Here is a 22,250-nt window from a genome sequence, read left to right as displayed (position 1 = left end):
TTAGCACAAGCTAAAACAAAAAGCAGCAGGTGGCTTTACACACACGAAGAAATTAGAACTTGTAGTTAAATCCTAGCAAGTAGTTCGTTCCATAAGTTTGGAACTGCGTGATTTGACGGCCGTCAGCCGCTGACGCTTGAATATCATCTTCATCAGTCAGGTTCTGTGCTTGTAAAGTAACACGTAGGCCTTCTAGATATTCGATACCAGACTCGCTAAAGTCATAGCCAATTTGCGCATCAACAAGCGTACCGCCTTGCTTCGTTGCGTCAACTAACGCCAAACTAACACCACGTTCTTCAGTTAGGTACTGATCGCGTTTTGTTGCCGCAAGACGGAATTCGAAACCAGCATTCTCATAGAAGAAAGTCATACTGTAAGACTCTTCAGATAGTCCAGGAATACGTGTTTCAGTTTGCCCCGGAGCCGCGTCAACTTCACCATCCATAAAGGTGGCACTTGCGAACAAGCCGAAGCCTTCAAGTGAATCGTGGATCATGTCAAATGGAAGTGAGCCTTGTAATTCGTAACCGCGAACAAAGCCTTCGAAACCATCAAGAACACTGCCTACTTGGCCAGTGAACAATACAGGAGTTTGGCCCTCTGAACCTTGGTGAACTTCTGGAATATAGAATTCTGTAAAGTCAGCTACAATAGACGTGCTACGGTGCCAGTTTTTAATGTCTTTATAGAAGAAAGACACAGCAACATAACCCGTATCAGCAAAGTAGTTTTCATAGGCTAGGTCAAACTGGTTAGCTTCAAGCGGACGCAATTCAGGGTTACCAGCACTACCCCCCCATGGACCATTTTCAATTTCAGTGCTAGTAATTTGGTTATCGTTGAATGAGAACGTAACCTGAGTATTTGGACGCATGTCATCCATACGCGGACGAGAAATAACTTTACTCAAGCCTAAGCGTACAAACTGCCCCTCAGCCACTTCTGCTGAAAGGTTAAGTGTTGGAAGAACATCAGTGTAATCAGCACCACCAGATACAGGGTTAGCAACAGTAAAGCCTTCTCTATTTGAAGTTGCAAAGAAACCTGTTGACTGCTGGTCGGCACTAACAACTTGAAGACCTACGTTACCGCGAACCCAAACATCGCCAACTTCCATTTCCAAGTCTAGTTTGGTGTAAAGGGTAAGTAGCTCTTCATCAACGGTATAAGTATCACCTAAGCGATCGTTTTGAACGCGGCTTGCATCGCTTTCATCGTAATAACCACTTTCGAAAAGACCTAGCGAGTCGTACGCTAGCACGCCGTCAATTCCAATAAAGTTAAGGTTCGTTACGCCTAGCACTTCAGGAATAGGAGCATTTCCAGGATACGAAGGCGCTGTTAGGTAGGCACCGTTATTGTCTTTAGATTTAGAACGGTCAGAATATACAACACCAGCAGATAGGCCAGTTACCACACCCCAATCTACATAGCCTTTAACGTCGAAACGAAGGGTATCAAGCTCTTCTTCGAAAAGCGGCTGGTTTACGAAACCATCCTGTGCGTCAGACTCAAGTAACGGACGTGCGCCCCATGCTTGTGGACCTGCAAGGCTAATAAGTGTTGGGTCGGTAAGGTCAACCGGTGCAATAGTTGGGTGATCAGAGAACATTACACCAGAAGATGTCATTTCCCAGCTACGTGCAGTAATTGGACGGCCTTCAGTACCAGCACGACCTACACCTGAGTAGCTTTCTACATCGACAATTTCTTTTTCAACTTTACCGGTAGAGTAATCTAGTTCTAGTGTCCAAGAGTCGTTGATTTGGTATTCAGCATTAATGCCTACTGTGGTTAGGTCTGCTTCTTGACGACGCGCATCGTTACGTACAACGCTATAGAAACCATCAGTGTAACCGCTGGTTACCAGACCATTTTCAACACCAGTGATTGTGTAAGCGCTTGTACCCCACTCTGCACCGCCTTCTTCAAGACCACGGCGTACATCGTCTTCAACGAAATCGATATAAAGCGCATCTAGTTGGATATTGAGCTTATCGGTAGGTGCCCACTGGACTACAGCGGCAATTGAGTCACGTTCTAGCATTGCTGAACGCTGGAATGAATCGTGACCGCCCAATACAACAGTACCATCAGGAACGTCTACAGTGTCTTGACCATCATAGCGACGAGGGTTCCAAAGAGGATTTCCGTTATCGTCAAACGTGTTTTCTGGTGTAGTGTTTACTGTGGCGTAACCCCAACCGCGGAAGTGTTGCTCCTGGCGCGGAGACTCCATGCTCGCAACAGTTAACGCTAAACCAATCGTATCGTCGGCAAATTGATCGACAAAGTTTACAGAAATGCGGTGACCGTCGTTGTCAAAATCTGGGTTTGGAGAGTCTTCAGCATTCTTTTCGAACGTGCCGTTTACGGTAAACGTGCTTTCTGCCGTTAGAGGCTTAACCGTTTGAAGGTCAATTGAACCACCGATATTTTGGGTAGTCATGCCCGCTTCTGGTGTTTTGTATACCAGAATGTTTGAAATGATTTCCGTTGGATAAAGGTCAAACTCAACCCCACGGTTATCACCCATACCTAGAAGCTCACGACCGTTCAGTGACGTACCAACGTAGTTCTCGTTAAAACCACGAACAGAGATACCACTTGTACGACCGTTACGACGTTCACCAGTTACACCAGGAAGACGTGCGATTGATTCTGCAATACTGGTATCTGGTAGCTTACCAATATCTTCTGCTGATAACGCTTCAACAATTGAGGTGTTATCCATTTTGATTGCTTGAGCACGCTGTAAGCTGCCGCGAATACCGCTAACTTGAATTACTTCAAGATTTGCTTCATCAACAGCATCAGTGTTTGCATCTTGTGCAAATGCTGGTGTACTACCAAACGCCATACCGCCTGAAATAAGCGCAGCTTTAATTAGGTTGGGTTTAAATTGTTTCATAAAACGGGTGTCCCATACGGTTATAGTTGTTGTCTTTTTGTTGTTCTTATGACAATTAAATGACAATACATCTCGTCGGCATAATGCTATAGAGGACCTAGGGTTTGCACAATTGCCTGCATACGTATTCAATAAAATTCGTGCAACACGCCGTTAACAAAGAATACGCAGGCCTTTATGTAATTTAACAACACAATATGGATTGTAAGGGGCTTTTACGGCAGATAGTTGTAATTTTGTTACATGCGTTTCTGCCGAGTTGTTAATAAGCGCGCACAAAAAAGCCCGCTTTAAGCGGGCTTTTATCAAAAAATTGTTAAGCGTTAGCTTACCAACCTGTAGTCTCGCGAAGCGCCTTGCCGATTTCAGCAAGTGAACGTACAGTTTTAACGCCAGCGTCTTCTAGTGCTTTGAATTTCTCATCAGCAGTACCTTTACCGCCTGCGATGATTGCACCAGCGTGACCCATACGCTTACCTGGAGGAGCAGTAACACCAGCAATGTAAGAAACAACAGGCTTGGTTACATTAGCTTTAATGAACGCTGCAGCTTCTTCTTCAGCTGTACCACCGATCTCACCGATCATTACGATAGCTTCAGTTTGTGGATCGTCTTGGAACATCTGAAGGATGTCGATGAAGTTTGAACCAGGAATTGGGTCGCCACCGATACCAACACAAGTAGACTGGCCAAAACCTTCGTCAGTGGTTTGCTTAACCGCTTCGTACGTAAGTGTACCAGAGCGAGAAACAATACCTACTTTACCAGGCTTGTGGATGTGACCAGGCATGATACCAATTTTACACTCTCCAGGAGTGATCACACCTGGGCAGTTTGGACCGATCATGCGAACGCCTTTCGCTTCTACGTATTCTTTAACGTAAAGCATATCTAGCGTTGGGATACCTTCAGTGATACATACGATTAGCTCGATACCCGCATCTGCAGCTTCAACAATTGAATCTTTACAGAAAGGTGCTGGTACATAGATAACTGTTGCAGTTGCGCCAGTTGCTTCTACCGCTTCACGTACAGTATTGAATACTGGAAGACCTAGGTGCTCAGTACCGCCTTTACCTGGTGTTACACCACCAACCATTTGCGTACCGTAAGCAATTGCTTGCTCAGAGTGAAAAGTACCCTGACCGCCAGTGAAACCCTGACAAATTACTTTAGTATCTTTATTAATTAATACAGACATTATTTGCCCTCCGCTGCAGCAACAACTTTCTGCGCTGCATCAGTTAGCGATTCAGCAGCAATGATATCTAGACCAGAGTTCGCTAGAACTTCACGGCCAAGCTCTGCATTGGTACCTTCAAGACGTACAACTACAGGTACTTCTACGCCAACTTCTTTAACCGCACCAATGATACCTTCTGCAATCATGTCACAGCGAACGATACCACCGAAGATGTTAACCAATACCGCTTTAACATTGTCATCAGAAAGGATGATTTTAAATGCTTCAGCTACACGCTCTTTAGTTGCGCCGCCACCAACGTCTAGGAAGTTAGCTGGCTTGCCACCGTGTAGGTTTACGATGTCCATAGTACCCATTGCTAGGCCTGCACCGTTAACCATACAACCTACATTACCGTCTAGCGCAACATAGTTTAGTTCCCACTGAGCAGCATGAGCTTCACGCGCATCTTCTTGCGAAGGATCTTGCATATCTTTCAGCTTAGGCTGACGATATAGCGCGTTACCATCGATACCTACTTTCGCGTCTAGGCAGTGTAGGTTACCGTCAGTTTTGATAACTAGCGGGTTGATTTCGATAAGCGCAACATCAAGCTCTTCAAACATCTTAGCTAGGCCAAGGAAGATTTGAGTGAATTGCTTGATTTGTACGCCAGAAAGACCTAGAGCAAACGCCATTTCGCGCGCTTGATAAGGCTGAGGACCTACAATTGGGTCGATTTCAGCTTTAAGGATTTTCTCTGGAGTTTCTTCTGCAACAGTTTCAATCTCAACGCCACCTTCAGTAGATGCCATGAATACAACGCGACGGGTTGTACGGTCAACTACTGCACCAAGGTAAAGCTCGTTAGCGATATCTGTGCAAGATTCAACTAGGATTTTGCTCACAGGCTGACCGTTTTCGTCAGTCTGGAAAGTCACCAAATTTTTGCCAAGCCAGTTTTCAGCGAAAGCGCGAATGTCGTCTTTGTTTTTAACTAGCTTTACACCGCCAGCTTTACCGCGACCGCCCGCGTGTACCTGACACTTAACTACCCACTCGTTTCCGCCAATTCGGTCAGCGGCTTCTACAGCACCTTGAGCAGTGTCTGCTGCGTATCCTTCAGAAACAGGCAAACCGTATTCTTTGAATAGCTGCTTACCTTGGTATTCATGCAAATTCATGGTGTTTCTATCCGATTTTTAGTAAGACAAAAGCCGCAAATGCGACTTGATTAGTTTGACTGATATTATAGGGCAAATATCAGCGTTGCGTTAGGCGCAAAGCAAGCATACACAAGCTAAACGCCTAACCACAATTCCGTGAGACGAAAGTCTTATACGTCTAGAAGTAGACGTGTTGGATCTTCTAGCATCTCTTTAACGGTTACCAAGAAACCTACTGATTCTTTACCATCGATAATACGGTGGTCATAAGAAAGCGCTAGGTACATCATTGGTAGAATTTCTACTTTGCCATTAACAGCCATTGGGCGATCTTGAATTTTATGCATACCCAAGATAGCGCTCTGTGGCGGGTTAATGATTGGTGTAGACATTAGTGAACCAAACACACCACCGTTGGTGATTGTGAAATTACCACCTTGTAGTTCAGCCAATGACAGCTTACCGTCACGGCCTTTAAGTGCTAGTTCCTTAATTCCTTTTTCAACACCTGCCATGCCTAGTGTGTCAGTATCTTTAAGTACTGGCGTTACAAGGCCGCGTGGTGTAGAAACAGCAATCGATACGTCGAAGTAGTTGTGATAAACAATATCATCACCGTCAATAGACGCGTTAACTTCAGGGAAGCGCTTAAGTGCTTCAGTTACCGCTTTCACATAGAAAGACATGAAACCAAGACGAATACCGTGACGCTTCTCGAAGCTGTCTTGATACTGCTTACGAAGATCCATGATTGGCTTCATGTTAACTTCGTTAAACGTTGTTAGCATTGCCGTAGAGTTCTTCGCTTCAAGAAGACGATTTGCAATTGTCTTACGAAGACGTGTCATAGGAACACGCTTTTCAGTACGGTTACCAGTTGGTAAATCTGCAACTGGTGCTTCAGCAGCTGCTGTTGAAGCCTTCGCTGAGCTATCGCCGCCTTTAAGGTATTTCTCTACGTCTTCTTTAGTGATGCGGCCATTTTTGCCAGTGCCTTTCACTTTAGCTGCGTCTACGCCTTTTTCAGCAAGTAGACGACGTACAGACGGACTAAGCGCATCGCTGCTGTCGTCACTGTCGTCGCTTTCGCTAGATGCTGCTGGAGCAGAAGCGCCGCTTGCAGCACCTTCTACAAATTTTGCAATTACTTCTTCAGCAGTAACTGTTGCGCCCTCTTCTGCGATAATTTCAGCAAGAGAACCGTCTGCAGGAGCAACAACTTCAAGAACAACTTTATCAGTTTCGATATCAACCAAATTTTGGTCGCGAGAAACTGCTTCACCTACAGCTACGTGCCACGTTGCGATTGTCGCGTCAGCTACAGATTCAGGAAGTACTGGTACTTTAACATCAGATGTTTTTCCAGAAGCCGCTGGAGCCGCCTCTGATTTTGATTCGTCTTTTGCCTTGCTTTCTGTTTTAGCTTCAGCTGGTGCAGCAGCACCACCCTTTTCTAATTTAGCAATAACTTGCTCGCCTAAAACAGTTGCACCCTCTTCGTTTAGGATCTCACCAATTGTACCGTCCGCTGGCGCCACAACTTCTAAAACCACTTTATCAGTTTCAATATCAACCAGGTTCTGGTCTCGTTTAACTGCGTCACCGGCCTTTACGTGCCAGGTTGCAATGGTGGCATCGGCAACTGACTCAGGTAGAACCGGAACTTTTATCTCAATTGTCATTACTGTTCCTTATTTAATTGTGAGTGCGTTTTCAACCAGGGCTTTCTGTTGCTGGTTGTGAACGGATACATAACCTACTGCAGGTGACGAGGATGCATCACGGCCTGCATATGTTAATTTTGCACCATCTGGAATTGCTTGCCAGAAATGGTGTTGGCTACAGTACCAAGCGCCTTGGTTTTGAGGCTCTTCTTGACACCAAACCCAATCTTTTACGTGGCTGTATTGTGCCACAACTTTAGCGCATTCTTCTTGTGGGAATGGATAAAGTTGCTCTAAACGGATGATTGCAACGTCTGTTTGCTCATTTTTACGGCGTTGGTCTAACAAATCGTAGTAAACCTTGCCTGAACACATAACAACACGCTTCACATTCTTCGGATCGATATCATCAATTTCGCCGATTACGTTATGGAATTTACCCTCTGCTAGTTCTTCAAGTGAAGATACCGCAAGAGGATGACGTAATAATGACTTAGGCGACATAACGATAAGTGGCTTACGCATAGGGCGCACCACCTGGCGACGAAGCATATTGTAAACCTGTGCAGGTGTAGAAGGTACACACACTTGCCAGTTATGATCAGCACACATTTGAAGGAAACGTTCAAGGCGTGCAGAGCTATGCTCTGGGCCTTGGCCTTCGTAACCATGTGGAAGTAAAACGGTTAGGCCACACAAACGGCCCCACTTCGCTTCACCTGAGCTTAAGAACTGATCAAATACAACCTGAGCGCCGTTAGCGAAGTCACCGAACTGGGCTTCCCAAATAGTCAGACACGTAGGCTCCGCTGTCGCATAACCATACTCAAATGCCATAACCGCTTCTTCTGAAAGCACAGAGTCGTAAATTTCGATCTCGCCCTGTCCTTCACGAACATGCTGTAGTGGCATATATATCGACGCATCTTTTTGATTGTGTAACACCGCGTGACGGTGGAAGAAAGTACCACGGCCTGAATCCTGACCGGTAATACGAATATCTTCGCCGGCATCAACGATAGTTGCATAGGCCAAGTTTTCAGCCATGCCCCAATCAAGCATTTTCTCGCCAGCAACCATCGCTTTACGGTCTTGGTAGAGCTTGTTTACGCGAGACTGAAGCTTGTGCTCTTCAGGAATAGTAGTGATTGACTCACCTAGCTCTTTGAGCTTCTCAACTGAAAGCGAACCATCGTAAGGCGTATCCCAGTCGTGACCAAGATATGGAGACCAGTCAACGCTGTGCTCTGTCATTGGACGCCACTCTTCAACAACGCACGCGCCGTGGTCGAGCGCTTCACGATATTCTTCAAGATAGCGGTCTGCGTCACGTTGTTCAATCACACCTTCAGCTATTAACTGGTCAGCATAAAGAACACGTGGAACCGGGTGCTTCTTAATTTTTTGGTACATCAACGGCTGCGTGGCGTTTGGCTCATCCGCTTCGTTGTGACCATGACGACGGTAACAAACTAAATCAATTACAACGTCTTTCTTAAACTTATTGCGGTATTCAAGCGCAAGCTGCGTAACAAAGGCAACCGCTTCTGGATCGTCTGAGTTCACATGGAAAATCGGTGCCTGTACCATCTTCGCGATGTCAGTACAATATTGCGTTGAACGGGTATCTTCAGTCTTCGATGTGGTGAAACCAACTTGGTTATTTACCACAATACGAACCGTACCACCTACAGCAAAGCCGCGAGTTTGCGACATGTTGAAGGTTTCTTGTACTACACCCTGACCAGCAATTGCCGAGTCACCGTGAATAGTGATAGGCAGTACTGTACTCGTGTCATCATTGCGACGCGCAAGACGTGCACGTACAGACCCCATAACTACAGGGTTTACAATCTCAAGGTGAGACGGGTTAAACGCTAGTGCTAAGTGAACATTGCCGCCAGGTGTTGCGAAGTCAGACGAGAAACCTGCGTGGTATTTCACGTCACCCGCGCCTAGTGAGTCGTCGTGCTTACCTGAAAATTCATCAAACAGCACCGATGGGTTTTTACCCAATACGTTAACTAGCACGTTCAAACGACCACGGTGAGCCATGCCGATAACCACCTCTTTGGTACCTGCAGTGCCAGCCTTGGTGATTAAACCTTTCAGCATAGGAATAAGTGCATCGCCGCCTTCTAGAGAGAAACGCTTTGCCCCTGGGAATTTAGAACCCAAGTACTTTTCCATTCCGTCAGCCGCAGTAAGACCTTTAAGAATTCCTAGCTTTTCGTCGCGAGAAATTTCAGGCTTTGCTTGGACAGATTCAATTTTTTGTTGCAACCAGCGTTTCTGTTCAGTATCGGTAATATGCATGTACTCTGCACCGATAGAGCCACAGTATGTGCGGTTTAACGATTTAAACAGTTCACCCAATGGCATTGAATCTTTGCCAATAGCATACGAACCTACATTGAATACTGAATCGAAATCTTGCTCAGAAAGGCTGTGGTGAGAAAGTTCTAAATCGCGTACACGCTCTTGTTTCCATAGACCTAGCGGGTCAAGGTTTGCGTGCTGATGACCGCGGAAGCGGAACGCATTGATTAACTGAAGAACTTTAACTTGCCTGTCGTCTGAAACATTTGCAGAAGGCACAGACGGACTAGACATGCGGGCGGTTGGCCCTAACGCAGCAAGTTGCCTAAATTGATTTTTAATTGTTGTATGATTGGTTTCTAACTCTACGCCATCGACTTTGGGGAGGTTATCGAAGATTTGTCGCCAATTTTCAGAGACACTTTGCGGGTCTTCTAAATAAGTTTCATACAACTCTTCAACATAGGCAGCGTTGGCACCTGCCATGTGCGAGGAATCCCACCACGCTTTCATCACGCTTTCTTGCATTTAATTTGCCTTGCTACGTTTTATAAAATCTAGTTAACAATCAAGATGTATTATAAGGTTATTCTCAGCATAACCAAGTGTTATAACAGCGAATATATAAAAAAATAGCCATCCTTTTGGGATGGCTATTTAGAGCATCACTATCTGTAACTTTAGGAAGTTATCAGAATATAGTACTAAACAGCCCGTTGTAAAAGCATAGACTTAATTTGGCCTATCGCTTTTGTAGGGTTTAAGCCCTTAGGACATACACTTACACAGTTCATGATACCGTGACAGCGGAATACGCTGAACGCATCATCAAGGTCGTTAAGACGCTCTTCAGTTGCCGTATCACGGCTATCGATAAGGAAACGATACGCGTGAAGTAGACCAGCAGGACCGATGAACTTATCAGGGTTCCACCAGAAAGATGGGCATGACGTTGAACAACATGCACATAGAATACACTCGTAAAGACCGTCAAGTTTCGCACGCTCTTCAGGTGACTGTAAGTGTTCGCGCGCTGGCGGCTGCTTACTGTCGTTGATTAAGAACGGCTTAATCTTTTCGTACTGTGTGTAGAACTGCGTCATATCAACAACAAGGTCACGTACAACAGGTAGACCTGGAAGCGGACGTACTACTATTTTACCTTTGCCCAGTGCAGATAAAGGAGTGATACACGCAAGGCCATTTTTGCCGTTCATGTTCACGCCGTCTGAACCACACACACCTTCACGGCAAGAGCGACGGAAAGAAAGCGTCGGATCTTGCTCTTTAAGTGCAAGTAGCGCGTCTAGCACCATCATGTCCTGACCTTCCTCTACTTCTAGAGTGTAGTCTTGCATGCGAGGCTTCGCATCTACTTCTGGGTTGTAACGATAAATCGAAAAAGTTAATTGCATGATCGTTGCCTCTCTTAATATGAACGCACTTTAGGCGGGAATGCTTCCCTAAGCTTAGGCGCCATATTCACTTCACGTTTAAGCATTTTATCAGTGTTCGGATCGTAGATGCTGTGGCATAACCAGTTATCGTCATCACGGTCCGGGAAGTCGAAGCGGCTGTGAGCACCACGGCTTTCCGTTCTGAAGTTCGCTGCTACTGCTGTGCTGTACGCGGTTTCCATTAGGTTATCAAGCTCTAAACATTCAATACGCTGGGTATTGAAGTCTGCGCTCTTGTCGTCAAGGCGTGCATGCTTAAGACGCTCGCGAATTTCGCTAAGCTCTTTAAGACCTTCCGCCATTGCTTCACCTTCACGGAATACTGAGAAGTTAAGCTGCATGCATTTCTGCAAGTCTTTCTTAATTTGTACTGGGTCTTCGCCCTTACCTTTCTCTGAATTTTCCCAACGGTTGAAACGCGTCATAGAGGCTTCAAGATCAGACTCTGATGCGTCGCGTGTTGGTGCCATTTCAGACAATGTCTTACCAAGGTGTAAACCGGTCGCGCGACCGAATACAACAAGGTCAAGAAGTGAGTTACCGCCAAGACGGTTCGCACCGTGTACAGATACACAGGCTATCTCACCACAAGCAAATAGACCGTTAACAACCTTGTCGTTACCGTTTTCATCAACCGTTAGACATTGGCCATCAACATTTGTAGGAATACCACCCATCATATAGTGACAAGTAGGAATTACTGGAATTGGCTCTTTCACTGGGTCAACGTGTGCAAACGTACGTGAAAGTTCAAGGATACCAGGTAGACGAGACTCAAGAACGTCTTTACCAAGGTGGTCAAGCTTAAGCTTAATGTGAGTACCCCATGGGCCTTCACAACCACGACCTTCACGAATTTCAGTCATCATTGAACGCGCAACAACGTCACGACCAGCAAGGTCTTTCGCGTTAGGCGCATAACGTTCCATGAAACGTTCGCCGTCTTTGTTTAGAAGGTAACCACCTTCACCACGACAACCTTCTGTTACCAATGTTCCTGCGCCAGCGATACCCGTTGGGTGGAACTGCCACATTTCCATATCTTGAACTGCAACGCCTGCACGAAGTGCCATACCAACACCGTCACCGGTATTGATGTGTGCATTTGTAGTAGATGCGTAGATACGACCCGCACCACCTGTTGCAAGTACAACTGCGCGAGACTTGAAGTAAACTACTTCACCAGATTCGATATCAATCGCGGTACAACCAACAACGTCTCCGTCTTGGTTCTTAACTAGGTCAAGTGCATACCACTCAGAGAAAACTTTTGTTTTGTTCTTTACGTTTTGCTGGTAAAGAAGGTGTAGAAGCGCGTGACCAGTACGGTCAGCTGCAGCTGCTGTACGAGCGCCCTGCTCGCCACCAAAGTTCTTAGACTGACCGCCAAAAGGACGCTGGTAGATTTTACCGTTTTCGAAACGAGAAAATGGTAGACCCATATTTTCCATTTCGATAATTGCTTCCGGACCAGTTTTACACATGTATTCGATAGCGTCTTGGTCACCGATATAATCAGAACCCTTAACGGTGTCATACATGTGCCATTCCCAATTGTCTTCGTGTGAATTACCAAGTGCTACAGTAATACCACCTTGAGCAGACACAGTATGAGAACGGGTTGGAAATACTTTTGATAACAGTGCACATGATTTACCAGACTGCGAAATCTGTAGTGCTGCGCGCATACCTGCACCGCCAGCACCAATTACTACTGCATCAAACTCGTGAACGGGTAAACTCATTTTACACTCCCCACAATACGAATAGGCCAACAGCTACATAGCCGAATGCGATGATATTTAAGATATATTGTAGTCCTGCGCGCAGACCTGCTGATTTAACATAGTCTGTAAGCACCTGCCAAAGGCCGATGCGCACGTGGATCATCACTGCTACTAGTGCTGCCAATGTGAAAACTTTCATAGCCAGGCCAGAGAACAACCCTCGCCATTCGATAAACGTTAGGTTATCGGTGGTAATAAAGAACCACGCCATGAAAACCGAGTACGCGAAAATAATTGCTGCTGTAGCGCGAAGTGAAACGTAGTCTTGTACGCCGTCACGCTTAATGCTTGCTTGGTTGGTTACCATAATGCAACTCCCAATACTACGGTCAGTACAACCCAAAGTGCGATTACAGCTTTTGCACTTGTGTTACCCGACTCTAATTCTTCCCAGTGACCTAAATCCATAACAACGTGTCTTAGGCCGCCTAGAATGTGATATGTCAGCGCTGAAGCTGTGCCAATTGCGACAAATTTTCCAAAGAAACCGTCCATGATTGCTTGTACGTCCGCGAAACCTTCAGGCGAATGAACAGAAACTGCCCATGCCCAGATAACAAAAAGTAGCGCGAAGAACATTGCAACACCGGTTACACGGTGGAGAATTGACGAAATAGCAGAGGGCGGAAATTTAATAGTATTGAGTTCTAAATTTACTGGTCTTTGCTTTTTCACAATGTATGCCTGTTTAATCCGTAGGGGATAATGAATTTCTTACCTTTATTATGTCCTGAGTAAGTGAATTCGATTTTTAACCTGTTAATTGCCTCATCCATTGAGTTGTTAACAATTTGTGAATTATTCTTTAATGCCTGTAACAGAATAATTATTCCATTTCCAAAGCACCGCTGAGTATATCCAGCGTAGTATATAATTACAATTTTTTGTGCCGTAGTAAGACTTTAGTCGCTATATACACTTTTATGATAATTATTTTGAATAAAAAGAGATCAAAATTGAGCGCAACACGTTTAAATGAGCGCAATTACAGTGTTAAGAAGTTTACCAGCAGCTAAATGGAATAACTATGCATAACAACGAGAAATTAAGCACTTTTAATCTGTATGCGTATTTATTCCTCATCAAAAGGTTACTTTTTAAACTAACCTGTTAATATATTTATCGTTCGATGGTTTACCTTTATCGAAAAGCCATTGATAATTGCACCGTATCGGGCAAAGTGAAATCCCAACGAGTTAATTAATCGTTATCTGATTGCTAGTATTTTTTTAAGCAATTCGGAATATTTATTGTGCAAATATGCAATTAAATTGACTTGTTGGTGCATAATAAAGTACAAATACGCCCACTTTTCCCAACGAAGCGGATATTTTCGTCCGTTTTCGCTGCAAACAGAACCATTCTGAGGAGAGCATTTTATGGCAGATCAGAAAGCCATTCTTAAAGCCGGCGGTAAGGAAATCGAGCTTCCTATCTTGTCTGGCACCGAAGGACAAGATGTAATCGATGTCCGTACGTTAGGCCAGCACGGTTATTTCACGTACGACCCAGGTTTTATGGCGACAGGATCTTGCGAGTCTTCAATTACCTATATTGATGGCGCTCAAGGTGTATTATTACACCGCGGTTTCCCTATCGAAGAATTAGCGCGTGACGCAGACTACTTAGAAGTTTGTCACATGCTTCTTCACGGTGACGCACCAACAAAAGAACAGTACGAAGAATTTAAAGAGACAATTACTCGTCACACCATGGTACATGAACAAATTAACATGTTCTTCCATGGTTTCCGCAACGACGCCCACCCTATGGCAATGCTATGTGGTACCGTTGGCGCGATGTCTTCGTTCTACCACAGCGATTTAGACGTTTCTAATGAAGAACAGCGCATTCGCAGCGCACACCGTCTAATTGCTAAAATGCCTACTCTTGTTGCTATGTGCTACAAGTACAATGTAGGTCAGCCGTTTGTTTATCCACGAAACGACTTAAGCTATGCAGCTAACTTCCTGAACATGATGTTCTCTGTACCAGCAGAAGAATATCAAATCAGCCCAGCTGTTGAGCGTGCGATGGACCGTATCTTTACGCTTCACGCAGACCACGAACAGAATGCTTCAACGTCTACCGTTCGTCTTGCCGGTTCTTCTGGTGCGAACCCATATGCATGTATTTCTGCTGGTGTTGCTTCACTTTGGGGTCCTGCTCATGGTGGTGCAAACGAAGCATGTCTGAACATGCTAGAAGAAATTGGCACAGTTGATCGTATTCCAGAGTTTATTGCACGCGCTAAAGACAAGAATGACCCATTCCGTCTTATGGGCTTCGGTCACCGTGTTTATAAAAATCACGATCCACGTGCAACAGTAATGCGTGAAAGCTGTCACGAAGTATTAAGCGAGCTTAACGTAAAAGATCCACTACTAGAAGTAGCGATGGAACTAGAAAAGATTGCGTTAAGTGACCCGTACTTCGCAGAGAAGAAACTGTTCCCGAACGTAGACTTCTACTCAGGTATCGTTCTTAAAGCAATTGGTATTCCTACCAACATGTTTACGTGTATTTTTGCCCTATCTCGTACAGTAGGTTGGATTTCACACTGGCATGAAATGATGAGCGACCCTAAACAAAAAATTGGTCGTCCTCGTCAGCTTTACACTGGTCACAACCAGCGTAAGTACACGCCAATTAAGTAGTAAATTAGTAAATACTGAACTAAGTATTACGCTTAATAGTAAAAATAGCGCCTTTATGGCGCTATTTTTGTTTATACAAGATTACTTCAAGGAACAACAATGCCCTATTCAGCGGTTTTTCTAGGTATTGCCGGTCTCATTCCTTTTGTGGCTATGCCACTGGCTTATCAGCTTAACCTGTTATCGCTTACACAAAGCGCTGTTTACTTTGTCCAATACTCAGCTGTGCTATTGTCTTTCTTTGGTGGCATTCATTGGTGGGATGCGATAAGTAACCAACGTTATGACAAACAAATGTTAGTCGCTATGTTGCCGACCATAATTGGGTGGCTGTGTTTAGTGTTCTCTCACGACGTGAAGGTGTTTGGCGTTTTATCGTTAAGCTACGTCGCCGTACTTATTTACGACAAGTTTATCCTGAGTCTTCCTAAAGAGCAGATTGTAAGTTACATAAGCTTGCGGATGGGATTAACAAGTGTCGTTGTTATCTGTCACGCCTGGATGATTTACTTGCTCGTCTAGCGTTACTACTACCAGCTTAGCTTTAGAGACATAAAATTAGATAATTGCGAAAAAAGTAAAAGAGGCAAAAGCCTGCGGTGCTTAAGCGAGTTTCTAACTCAAGCAAAAAGTTACGCATAACCAGTATAAGCAATTGATAAATATAGCTTTAACAGGTTTAAATCTCGAAAAAAAAGGCGATAATATCGCTATGTTATCGCCTTCGTTTTTTACTTCTAGCGTTATTAACGAAAAGTAACGAGGTTATTCAGCGCGAATAAGCGAAAGTAGCTCTTCGGTTTTTTGTTCCATCAACGCAATGTCGCCTTTACTTTCAACGTTTAAGCGAATAACTGGCTCAGTATTCGATTTACGTAAATTAAAGCGCCATGTGCCAAACTCCAGACCCAAACCATCGGTAGTATCGATTACGCTGGCTAGTGGCTGATATTTACTTGTAACGCGTTCCAGCGCTGCGTCAGCATCTTTTAGTTTACTGTTAATTTCACCAGAAGATGGAAACGCTTCAATTCGCGCTTTCACCATACTCGCTAGTGTTTGCTTTTTCACACACACCAATTCGGCAATTAACAACCAAGGGATCATGCCTGAATCACAGTAGGCAAAATCTCTAAAGTAATGGTGCGCACTCATTTCACCCCCATAGACCGCATCTTCTTTGCGCATACGCTCCTTAATAAACGCATGGCCGGTTTTCGACTTAATGGGTGTACCACCTGCATTCGCTACGATATCTTCTGTATTCCAGTATACGCGAGGGTCATAAATGATTTTACTGTCGGTGTTTTTCTCGATAAAGGCTTCAGCAAGCAAGCCAACGATATAATATCCTTCAATAAATTCACCATCAGCGTCAAACAAGAAGCAACGGTCGAAATCACCATCCCATGCAATGCCAAAATCAGCTCCCGACGCTCTAACGGCATCAGCAGTGTCAGCACGGTTTTCAGGTAACAATGGATTGGGGATGCCGTTTGGAAATGTACCATCAGCATTGTGATGTACTTTTACAAATTCTATCGGAACACCCTGCGCTTTCATTTCTTGTTCAATGGCGTCAAGTGCAGGGCCTGCTGCACCATTACCAGCGTTAACTACCACTTTTAACGGTGTAAAATTACTTAAATTCACATAAGACAGCATGTGAGATACATAGTCAGACATACACGATTTAACCGTATATTTTTCGGTTTCAGAAAGCTTGTCTTCTTTTACATGGGCCGTACCGTTAAAAAACGCATCGGCATCAATTAACGCCCCCTCAGTGTAGTGTGCTAATCGCTCTGACACGAAGCTATCTTCTAATGCTTCCGCTTTCTCTTTTATGGCGTTTAGACCTGTGTCGCCACTAATTGGAACAGAGCCCGCCTTAACCAATTTCATGCCGTTGTAATTAATGGGGTTATGACTTGCCGTTACTTCAATACCACCATCAACGCCAAGGTGTTTGGTAGCGAAGTAAATTTCTTCTGTTCCTGCCATGCCAATATCAGTCACTGTTGCACCAGCATCGATAAGACCTGCGCTTAACGCTAATTTTAACGGTGTTGACGTAAGACGCACGTCACTACCAACAACAACAGTTTTCGCATTTAATTCTTGCGCAAAAGCATAGCCAATTCGATACGCTACATCTTCAGTCAGCTGTGAGTTCAATTCGCCACGAATATCGTACGCTTTAAAGCAGGTAATTGGGGTTGCCATTTGGATCGAAATTCCCTGTGTTTTAACTATTTATGATTACATTATCGCCTTTTACAACAAAAAAGCGCATACGCCCCTTTGCTATTGTCGTAAAAGAGATTAGACATACCGATATTAAATCATTAGAGGGAATGAATTACTAATTCAATTTAAACAGCGCAACGTTTTGCTCACGCTGTTTTCAATCGATAAATTTAAAGCGCGAGTTCGAAATAGATACTGTTATGGAAAGCGCCTTGATGACGATACTTTCGGCGAAAGCACAGCTTTGGACTAAAACCATTCTTGATAAGGACTTTTTCAGAAGCGGCATTGTTGTCCATGACCTCTGCAGTGAGCAATCTTATGCCCATGCTTTTGGCCTCCTCAATTAAAAATGAGACGCAGTGAGAAGCAATGCCTTTTCCACAATCCTTCTCTGCAACTCGATAGCCGATTTCCGCCTTGTCGCCTGCTCTATTTTTGATGTTAGCACGCGCTACAATCTGGTTATTTCGTTGCTCATCAACAAGCACATAACCCCAAGCTCTTTTTCGGCTGTTGTAAGTAAAGCAATTCGCTAATGTGGTAGCCTACGCCATCCAATGAATAAAACGCTGCCTCTCTTGGTGCTATAGACGATTCAAAATAGGCTTTATTACTACGCTCAAATTCTAAAAGTGATAGCACGTGTTTTTCGGCGATGCTTTCAAAATGCATTGGCAGTGCTACTCCTTGCTGAACCTAATGAAGAGGTATTGATTAAAAGCCCAGTCTAATACCAGTCCGCATAGATAATTACCCATAGTCGAATCAAAACAGGCAAACCTTGTATCTACTTTGCTAATGAACCGCTTTGGTAATCGTTAAATGCCTGAATAATTTCCTGCTGAGTGTTCATTACAAAAGGCCCATATTGGACCACAGGCTCTTCAATAGGTTTACCTGAGACCACTATAAACTTACAACCTTTATCAGCGGATACAGATAGCTGCTTGCCACTTTGTGACAAAACACCCAGCTCTCCCTGCGACACAATTGTTTCTTTGCTAAGTTCGCCGCTATTAATGACCACGCTTCCCTCGTACACATAAATAAAGGCAGCTTCATCCGAACCCAGTGCAATTTCCGAACTCCCGCTTCGTAGTGCAACGTCTAAAAAAGTAGGAGCAACCGCCGTTGTCTTCACAGGCCCTTTCACACCATCAATTTCACCTGCTAACACTTTGATTACTGCATCTTGAATGTGTACTGTAGGCACACTATCTGGCTGTATGTCTTGATAGTTCGGCGCTGACATTTTCTCTACGGCCGGAAGATTCACCCACAGCTGAAAGCCTTGTAACAAGCCCTCCTCCTGCTCTGGCATTTCTTCATGTATTATGCCTCGACCCGCATTCATCCATTGAATGCCACCAGCATCAATAACCCCCTCATTGCCTACAGAGTCTTTATGGCGCATTTTTCCTGCAAGCATATAAGTAACTGTCTGAAAACCACGGTGAGGATGTGGTGGAAAACCAGCAATGTATTCACCTGGATTATCTGAACCAAAAAAATCCAACATTAAAAAGGGATCGAGGCGAGGTAGATCAGGTTGCCCAATAATACGAGTAAGCGACACCCCCGCGCCATCACTTGTTGGCATACCTGTAACCACTTTCTCTATCGATTTTTGTTCACTCACTTCCACTGACATAATGTGTATCTACCTTAAATCTTAGCCTTCACTATCTTTTACGAGCTTCACGTTTAGCTTTTTGTATTACCGACCTTTTGTGTGCTTTAACGTTCTATTTTATCGCGACCGTGAGGCGACATAAGATCTTGCTCTGGCCCGACGGGGATTACCTGGGTTGGATTTATCATAGTGTGGCTGTAGTAATAGTGCCTTTTGATATGGTCGAAGTTTACCGTTTCAGCAACGCCCGGAACTTGATAAAGTTCTTTCATATAGCCGTAAATATTTGGATAGTCTGCAATTTGCTTTTTATTGCATTTAAAGTGCCCGTGATACACAGCGTCGAAGCGTATCAGCGTGGTAAATAAGCGCCAGTCAGCTTCTGTTATTTTGCTGCCAACCAAATAACGTTGTTTACTCAACCTTTCTTCAACCCTATCTAGCGCGCAGAACAATGCAGTTACTGCCTCTTCATAGGCCTCTTGCGTTGTAGCAAATCCAGCTTTATACACGCCATTATTTATGTCGTGATACACCATATTGTTGATGGCATCAATTTCTTCACGTTGGGCGTTAGGATAATAATCGTCTTCATTATTAGTCAGTGAATTAAACCCACTGTTAAAAATACGGATAATTTCAGCTGATTCATTATTAACGATAGTTTCTGTTCGTTTATCCCAAAGGATTGGAACAGTGACACGGGTGGTTATCTCAGGTTCTGCCTTAGTATAAATTTGATGCGCATAATCAAAGTTATAAAGCTTATCTCCCGTTGCTCCTGGGTAATCTTTAAACTCCCAGCCTTGATCAAGCATCTCAGGGTGTACCACCGAAACATCAATATGCGCCTCCAATCCCTTTAACTTTCTAAATATGAGCGCCCTGTGGGCCCAAGGACAAGCTAACGAGACATAAAGATGATAGCGACCAGATTCAGCGGGAAACGTGGAACCATCTTCGTTACTGACTTTGTCACGAAATTTAGATGCTTGGCGCTCAAATTTCCCACCATTTTTGCTGGTGTCGTACCACTTGTCTTGCCATTTTCCATCAACGAGTAAGCCCATATGCCTGCCCCTTTTCATTACTTCATTAAACAATGAATTCATTTAAACATGTGCTGGGTAGAACGTATGTCGCTTAAAATCGGATTTATTATTCGAAAAAACTGGAGTGTATTGATCTTTAGTGTCCACTTTTGAGATGATGCGCGCCCTGCTAGCGTACTTGCACGTTTTTGTGTGAACACACGCCTTTGAGTTAGTTTATTTTTAAGTGAAGTGAAACATGTCTGATGATCCACGTTTAGGCGGTATTGTGCGTTTATATGGCGCACAGCAAACTAATAATTTAGCCAACAGTCATGTGGCTGTAGTCGGCATTGGCGGTGTGGGAAGTTGGACTGCAGAAGCACTAGCTCGTTCGGGCATAGGTACTATAACCCTTATTGATTTAGACGATGTTTGCGTAACTAATACAAATCGCCAAATTCACGCGCTTTCCAATACCATAGGAGAAGCAAAGGTCGACGCCATTGCATCGAGAATTCACTTGATAAATCCTGCTTGCAAAGTGAATTGTATTGAGGATTTTGTCACTCCAGAAAATACGGCTACGCTTTTGACCAAAGAAATGCACGCTGTAGTCGATGCCACTGACAGTATTCGCGCTAAAGCGGCGATGATAGCTCACTGTAAACGCAACAAAATTCCTATTGTTACGGTTGGCGGTGCGGGCGGTCAAATAGACCCAACTCAAGTCACTAAAGGCGATTTAGCTAAAACAACACAAGACCCCCTAGCAGCTAAGCTACGCAGTGAGCTTAGACGTAACTATAATTTTAGTAAAAACCCAAAACGCCGCTTTGGCGTTGAGTGTATCTATTCAACAGAGCAATTGCGCTACCCACAACCTGACGGCTCGGTTTGTTACAACAAATCTGCAATGGAAGGTGGTACTCGACTAGACTGTGCAGGCGGCTTTGGTGCTGTGGTCACGGTAACCGCCACCTTTGGTATGTTTGCCGCTGCAAGTGTAATAAATAGATTAACTGGACAAAAATAGACTTTGGCCGATAACTTGCGCACAATAGTCAAAAACTTATAACACCTTGTCTTAACGACTTTTTAAGCGTTAGCGTGTTATAACAAAAGTATCGGTGAGAAGGAGAACAACATGTCACCTGATGAACTCAATAAATTAATGGCAGATTGCGCGAAGGACGCTGTGGTAACAGCAGCTGATGAGTTCGATATTGTACTCGACCACTCACCTGCTAGCGTAGCACTGGTGGACGACATTTTACTTAGTTTCGTAGATAAATATCACGATTTAGCGTTAGAAGATGAAGCAGTGTTCACCATCTGTAATATCTTTGGCGCTTACGTTGGAGAAATTTTAAAAGCGCAGCTAGATGGTGAATGGATTTACGATCAGTCAAATCCTAAAGCACCTGCCGTTTTTCTTCAGGTTGGTGAAAATACCTATGCCTTAGCGGGTATTTGCTATGAACGTCTGGTTAACGACAGTCAAATCAGCGTATTTGCCTACTATGAACAGGCGTTGGGGAACCACTTACGCAGCCACTAACGTTCTCACAGATTTTGCACTCAGTCTAACGTCTGTTCAATTGAGTGCATTAAATATATTTCCGATAAAGATGTTTTTGGAGAATGAGGTTCAGGGGTTAGGTGTTTCCCAATCCTCTACCATCCACTTTAAATGACGACTTTTTGAAATTGCGTACAAGGCTATACTGTAAAAAACGATTTTTACACCCGTAATAGTTTCAAACCCCCAGTGATGATGCATAGCGTAGTAAAGCTGAACACTCAACAATGCCAACACCCCCAATTGAGCCAGTGGAATAACCCATCGGCGCCATGCTAAAAAGCCTTTTTTCCATAAGCGATCTCGTTGGCTAACCAAAGATAACGCAATTAACACAGGTAAACTTGCCGCTAACCCCAACCCTAACGTTTCTTTTTGTGGGTAAAAGAACGTAAGTAGCTCACTAGTTTGAGTGCGGGAAGCCAGAGAAAAGACGAACGCGAGCCAGTCAATGCATAGAAGTATAAACACGCTGTAAAGCCAACGGGGAGGTAGAATTCGCCCTGACTCATCATAAAAAGTTAGCGGTAATTTAAGCATGCATTCACTTCTATTTTATTAATTTGAACCCTAAAGCGCATTCAACTCTGATAATGTTTACTTT

At 44.2% G+C, this 22,250-nt stretch carries 19 protein-coding genes; 4 read left to right on the top strand and 15 right to left on the bottom strand.

Features of this window, described 5'->3' with window-relative positions:
* Positions 1-52: 52 nt before the first annotated feature.
* The 9 genes from AC0J2X_RS08125 to sdhC all read right to left on the bottom strand — a co-directional run bounded on the left by AC0J2X_RS08125 (position 53) and on the right by sdhC (position 13,165).
* Complete coding sequence (locus AC0J2X_RS08125) at positions 53-2,914, bottom strand: TonB-dependent receptor (protein WP_069944320.1); 2,862 nt, start codon at positions 2,912-2,914, stop codon at positions 53-55.
* 328 nt (positions 2,915-3,242) lie between these two features.
* Positions 3,243-4,115 carry a succinate--CoA ligase subunit alpha gene (gene sucD, locus AC0J2X_RS08120; RefSeq protein WP_012518366.1) on the bottom strand — a complete coding sequence of 291 codons (873 nt, stop codon included), beginning with the start codon at positions 4,113-4,115 and terminating at the stop codon, positions 3,243-3,245.
* Positions 4,115-5,281: an ADP-forming succinate--CoA ligase subunit beta gene (gene sucC / locus AC0J2X_RS08115; RefSeq protein WP_014949450.1), complete on the bottom strand. Its 1,167-nt coding sequence runs from the start codon at positions 5,279-5,281 to the stop codon at positions 4,115-4,117. The genes sucD and sucC overlap by 1 nt, the downstream gene beginning before the upstream one ends.
* A gap of 152 nt (positions 5,282-5,433) precedes the next feature.
* On the bottom strand, positions 5,434-6,945 hold the full coding sequence (odhB, locus tag AC0J2X_RS08110; RefSeq protein WP_069944319.1) for a 2-oxoglutarate dehydrogenase complex dihydrolipoyllysine-residue succinyltransferase: 1,512 nt from the start codon (positions 6,943-6,945) through the stop codon (positions 5,434-5,436).
* A gap of 9 nt (positions 6,946-6,954) precedes the next feature.
* A complete protein-coding gene (sucA, locus tag AC0J2X_RS08105; protein ID WP_069944318.1) occupies positions 6,955-9,774 on the bottom strand; it encodes a 2-oxoglutarate dehydrogenase E1 component in 2,820 nt (939 codons plus the stop codon).
* Between the two features lie 176 nt (positions 9,775-9,950).
* Complete coding sequence (locus AC0J2X_RS08100) at positions 9,951-10,661, bottom strand: succinate dehydrogenase iron-sulfur subunit (protein WP_012518362.1); 711 nt, start codon at positions 10,659-10,661, stop codon at positions 9,951-9,953.
* A 14-nt stretch (positions 10,662-10,675) separates the two neighbouring features.
* Complete coding sequence (gene sdhA / locus AC0J2X_RS08095; protein WP_014949447.1) at positions 10,676-12,448, bottom strand: succinate dehydrogenase flavoprotein subunit; 1,773 nt, start codon at positions 12,446-12,448, stop codon at positions 10,676-10,678.
* 1 nt (position 12,449) lies between these two features.
* Positions 12,450-12,797, bottom strand: a complete 348-nt coding sequence (gene sdhD, locus AC0J2X_RS08090; RefSeq protein WP_014949446.1) for a succinate dehydrogenase, hydrophobic membrane anchor protein — start codon at positions 12,795-12,797, stop codon at positions 12,450-12,452.
* Positions 12,791-13,165 carry a succinate dehydrogenase, cytochrome b556 subunit gene (sdhC, locus tag AC0J2X_RS08085; protein ID WP_014949445.1) on the bottom strand — a complete coding sequence of 125 codons (375 nt, stop codon included), beginning with the start codon at positions 13,163-13,165 and terminating at the stop codon, positions 12,791-12,793. The genes sdhD and sdhC overlap by 7 nt, the downstream gene beginning before the upstream one ends.
* Positions 13,166-13,869: 704 nt before the next feature.
* Here sdhC and AC0J2X_RS08080 point away from each other — a divergent pair.
* Together AC0J2X_RS08080 and AC0J2X_RS08075 are read left to right on the top strand one after the other, a co-directional pair.
* Positions 13,870-15,147 carry a citrate synthase gene (locus tag AC0J2X_RS08080; protein WP_014949444.1) on the top strand — a complete coding sequence of 426 codons (1,278 nt, stop codon included), beginning with the start codon at positions 13,870-13,872 and terminating at the stop codon, positions 15,145-15,147.
* Positions 15,148-15,246: 99 nt separating this feature from the next.
* The gene (locus AC0J2X_RS08075) at positions 15,247-15,669 is read left to right on the top strand and encodes a DUF3429 domain-containing protein (RefSeq protein WP_014949443.1); all 423 of its coding nucleotides are present in this window, start codon (positions 15,247-15,249) and stop codon (positions 15,667-15,669) included.
* 243 nt (positions 15,670-15,912) lie between these two features.
* On the opposite strand, the gene AC0J2X_RS08070 is transcribed toward AC0J2X_RS08075, so the two are convergent.
* From AC0J2X_RS08070 to AC0J2X_RS08050, 5 genes are all read right to left on the bottom strand, one after another.
* A complete protein-coding gene (locus AC0J2X_RS08070) occupies positions 15,913-17,373 on the bottom strand; it encodes a phosphohexomutase domain-containing protein (protein ID WP_069944317.1) in 1,461 nt (486 codons plus the stop codon).
* Positions 17,374-17,567: 194 nt separating this feature from the next.
* A complete protein-coding gene (locus AC0J2X_RS08065; protein ID WP_240491584.1) occupies positions 17,568-17,888 on the bottom strand; it encodes a GNAT family N-acetyltransferase in 321 nt (106 codons plus the stop codon).
* Entirely contained in the window at positions 17,878-18,072 is a 195-nt protein-coding gene (locus AC0J2X_RS08060) for a hypothetical protein (RefSeq protein WP_240491583.1), read from the bottom strand. The genes AC0J2X_RS08065 and AC0J2X_RS08060 overlap by 11 nt, the downstream gene beginning before the upstream one ends.
* Before the next feature lie 115 nt (positions 18,073-18,187).
* Positions 18,188-19,051, bottom strand: coding sequence for a pirin family protein (locus AC0J2X_RS08055; RefSeq protein ID WP_472995933.1), 864 nt, complete (start codon positions 19,049-19,051; stop codon positions 18,188-18,190).
* An 86-nt stretch (positions 19,052-19,137) separates the two neighbouring features.
* A complete protein-coding gene (locus AC0J2X_RS08050; RefSeq protein WP_278344446.1) occupies positions 19,138-20,103 on the bottom strand; it encodes a glutathione S-transferase family protein in 966 nt (321 codons plus the stop codon).
* Positions 20,104-20,323: 220 nt separating this feature from the next.
* Here AC0J2X_RS08050 and tcdA point away from each other — a divergent pair, with 220 nt between their 5' ends.
* Both tcdA and AC0J2X_RS08040 read left to right on the top strand, forming a co-directional pair.
* A complete protein-coding gene (gene tcdA / locus AC0J2X_RS08045) occupies positions 20,324-21,100 on the top strand; it encodes a tRNA cyclic N6-threonylcarbamoyladenosine(37) synthase TcdA (RefSeq protein WP_014949437.1) in 777 nt (258 codons plus the stop codon).
* 111 nt (positions 21,101-21,211) lie between these two features.
* Positions 21,212-21,625 (top strand): hypothetical protein, encoded by a 414-nt coding sequence (locus AC0J2X_RS08040; protein WP_014949436.1) that lies wholly within the window; start codon positions 21,212-21,214, stop codon positions 21,623-21,625.
* A gap of 90 nt (positions 21,626-21,715) precedes the next feature.
* Here AC0J2X_RS08040 and AC0J2X_RS08035 read toward each other — a convergent pair whose 3' ends face one another.
* The gene (locus AC0J2X_RS08035; RefSeq protein WP_014976532.1) at positions 21,716-22,186 is read right to left on the bottom strand and encodes a DUF2919 family protein; all 471 of its coding nucleotides are present in this window, start codon (positions 22,184-22,186) and stop codon (positions 21,716-21,718) included.
* Positions 22,187-22,250 lie beyond the last annotated feature (64 nt).

It is taken from the genome of Alteromonas sp. R7 (genome assembly GCF_055755235.1).
Note: the sequence above shows the minus strand (reverse complement) of the source record. Positions and strands in the feature narration are given on the sequence as shown.

Bases quoted from the DNA above. Each gene is read 5' to 3' on its own strand.
- AC0J2X_RS08125 (WP_069944320.1), bottom strand. From the start codon at position 2,914: ATGAAACAATTTAAACCCAACCTAATTAAAGCTGCGCTTATTTCAGGC.
- sucD (WP_012518366.1), bottom strand. From the start codon at position 4,115: ATGTCTGTATTAATTAATAAAGATACTAAAGTAATTTGTCAGGGTTTC.
- sucC (WP_014949450.1), bottom strand. From the start codon at position 5,281: ATGAATTTGCATGAATACCAAGGTAAGCAGCTATTCAAAGAATACGGT.
- odhB (WP_069944319.1), bottom strand. From the start codon at position 6,945: ATGACAATTGAGATAAAAGTTCCGGTTCTACCTGAGTCAGTTGCCGAT.
- sucA (WP_069944318.1), bottom strand. From the start codon at position 9,774: ATGCAAGAAAGCGTGATGAAAGCGTGGTGGGATTCCTCGCACATGGCA.
- AC0J2X_RS08100 (WP_012518362.1), bottom strand. From the start codon at position 10,661: ATGCAATTAACTTTTTCGATTTATCGTTACAACCCAGAAGTAGATGCG.
- sdhA (WP_014949447.1), bottom strand. From the start codon at position 12,448: ATGAGTTTACCCGTTCACGAGTTTGATGCAGTAGTAATTGGTGCTGGC.
- sdhD (WP_014949446.1), bottom strand. From the start codon at position 12,797: ATGGTAACCAACCAAGCAAGCATTAAGCGTGACGGCGTACAAGACTAC.
- AC0J2X_RS08080 (WP_014949444.1), top strand. From the start codon at position 13,870: ATGGCAGATCAGAAAGCCATTCTTAAAGCCGGCGGTAAGGAAATCGAG.
- AC0J2X_RS08075 (WP_014949443.1), top strand. From the start codon at position 15,247: ATGCCCTATTCAGCGGTTTTTCTAGGTATTGCCGGTCTCATTCCTTTT.
- AC0J2X_RS08070 (WP_069944317.1), bottom strand. From the start codon at position 17,373: ATGGCAACCCCAATTACCTGCTTTAAAGCGTACGATATTCGTGGCGAA.
- AC0J2X_RS08060 (WP_240491583.1), bottom strand. From the start codon at position 18,072: ATGCATTTTGAAAGCATCGCCGAAAAACACGTGCTATCACTTTTAGAA.
- AC0J2X_RS08055 (WP_472995933.1), bottom strand. From the start codon at position 19,051: ATGTCAGTGGAAGTGAGTGAACAAAAATCGATAGAGAAAGTGGTTACA.
- AC0J2X_RS08050 (WP_278344446.1), bottom strand. From the start codon at position 20,103: ATGGGCTTACTCGTTGATGGAAAATGGCAAGACAAGTGGTACGACACC.
- tcdA (WP_014949437.1), top strand. From the start codon at position 20,324: ATGTCTGATGATCCACGTTTAGGCGGTATTGTGCGTTTATATGGCGCA.
- AC0J2X_RS08040 (WP_014949436.1), top strand. From the start codon at position 21,212: ATGTCACCTGATGAACTCAATAAATTAATGGCAGATTGCGCGAAGGAC.
- AC0J2X_RS08035 (WP_014976532.1), bottom strand. From the start codon at position 22,186: ATGCTTAAATTACCGCTAACTTTTTATGATGAGTCAGGGCGAATTCTA.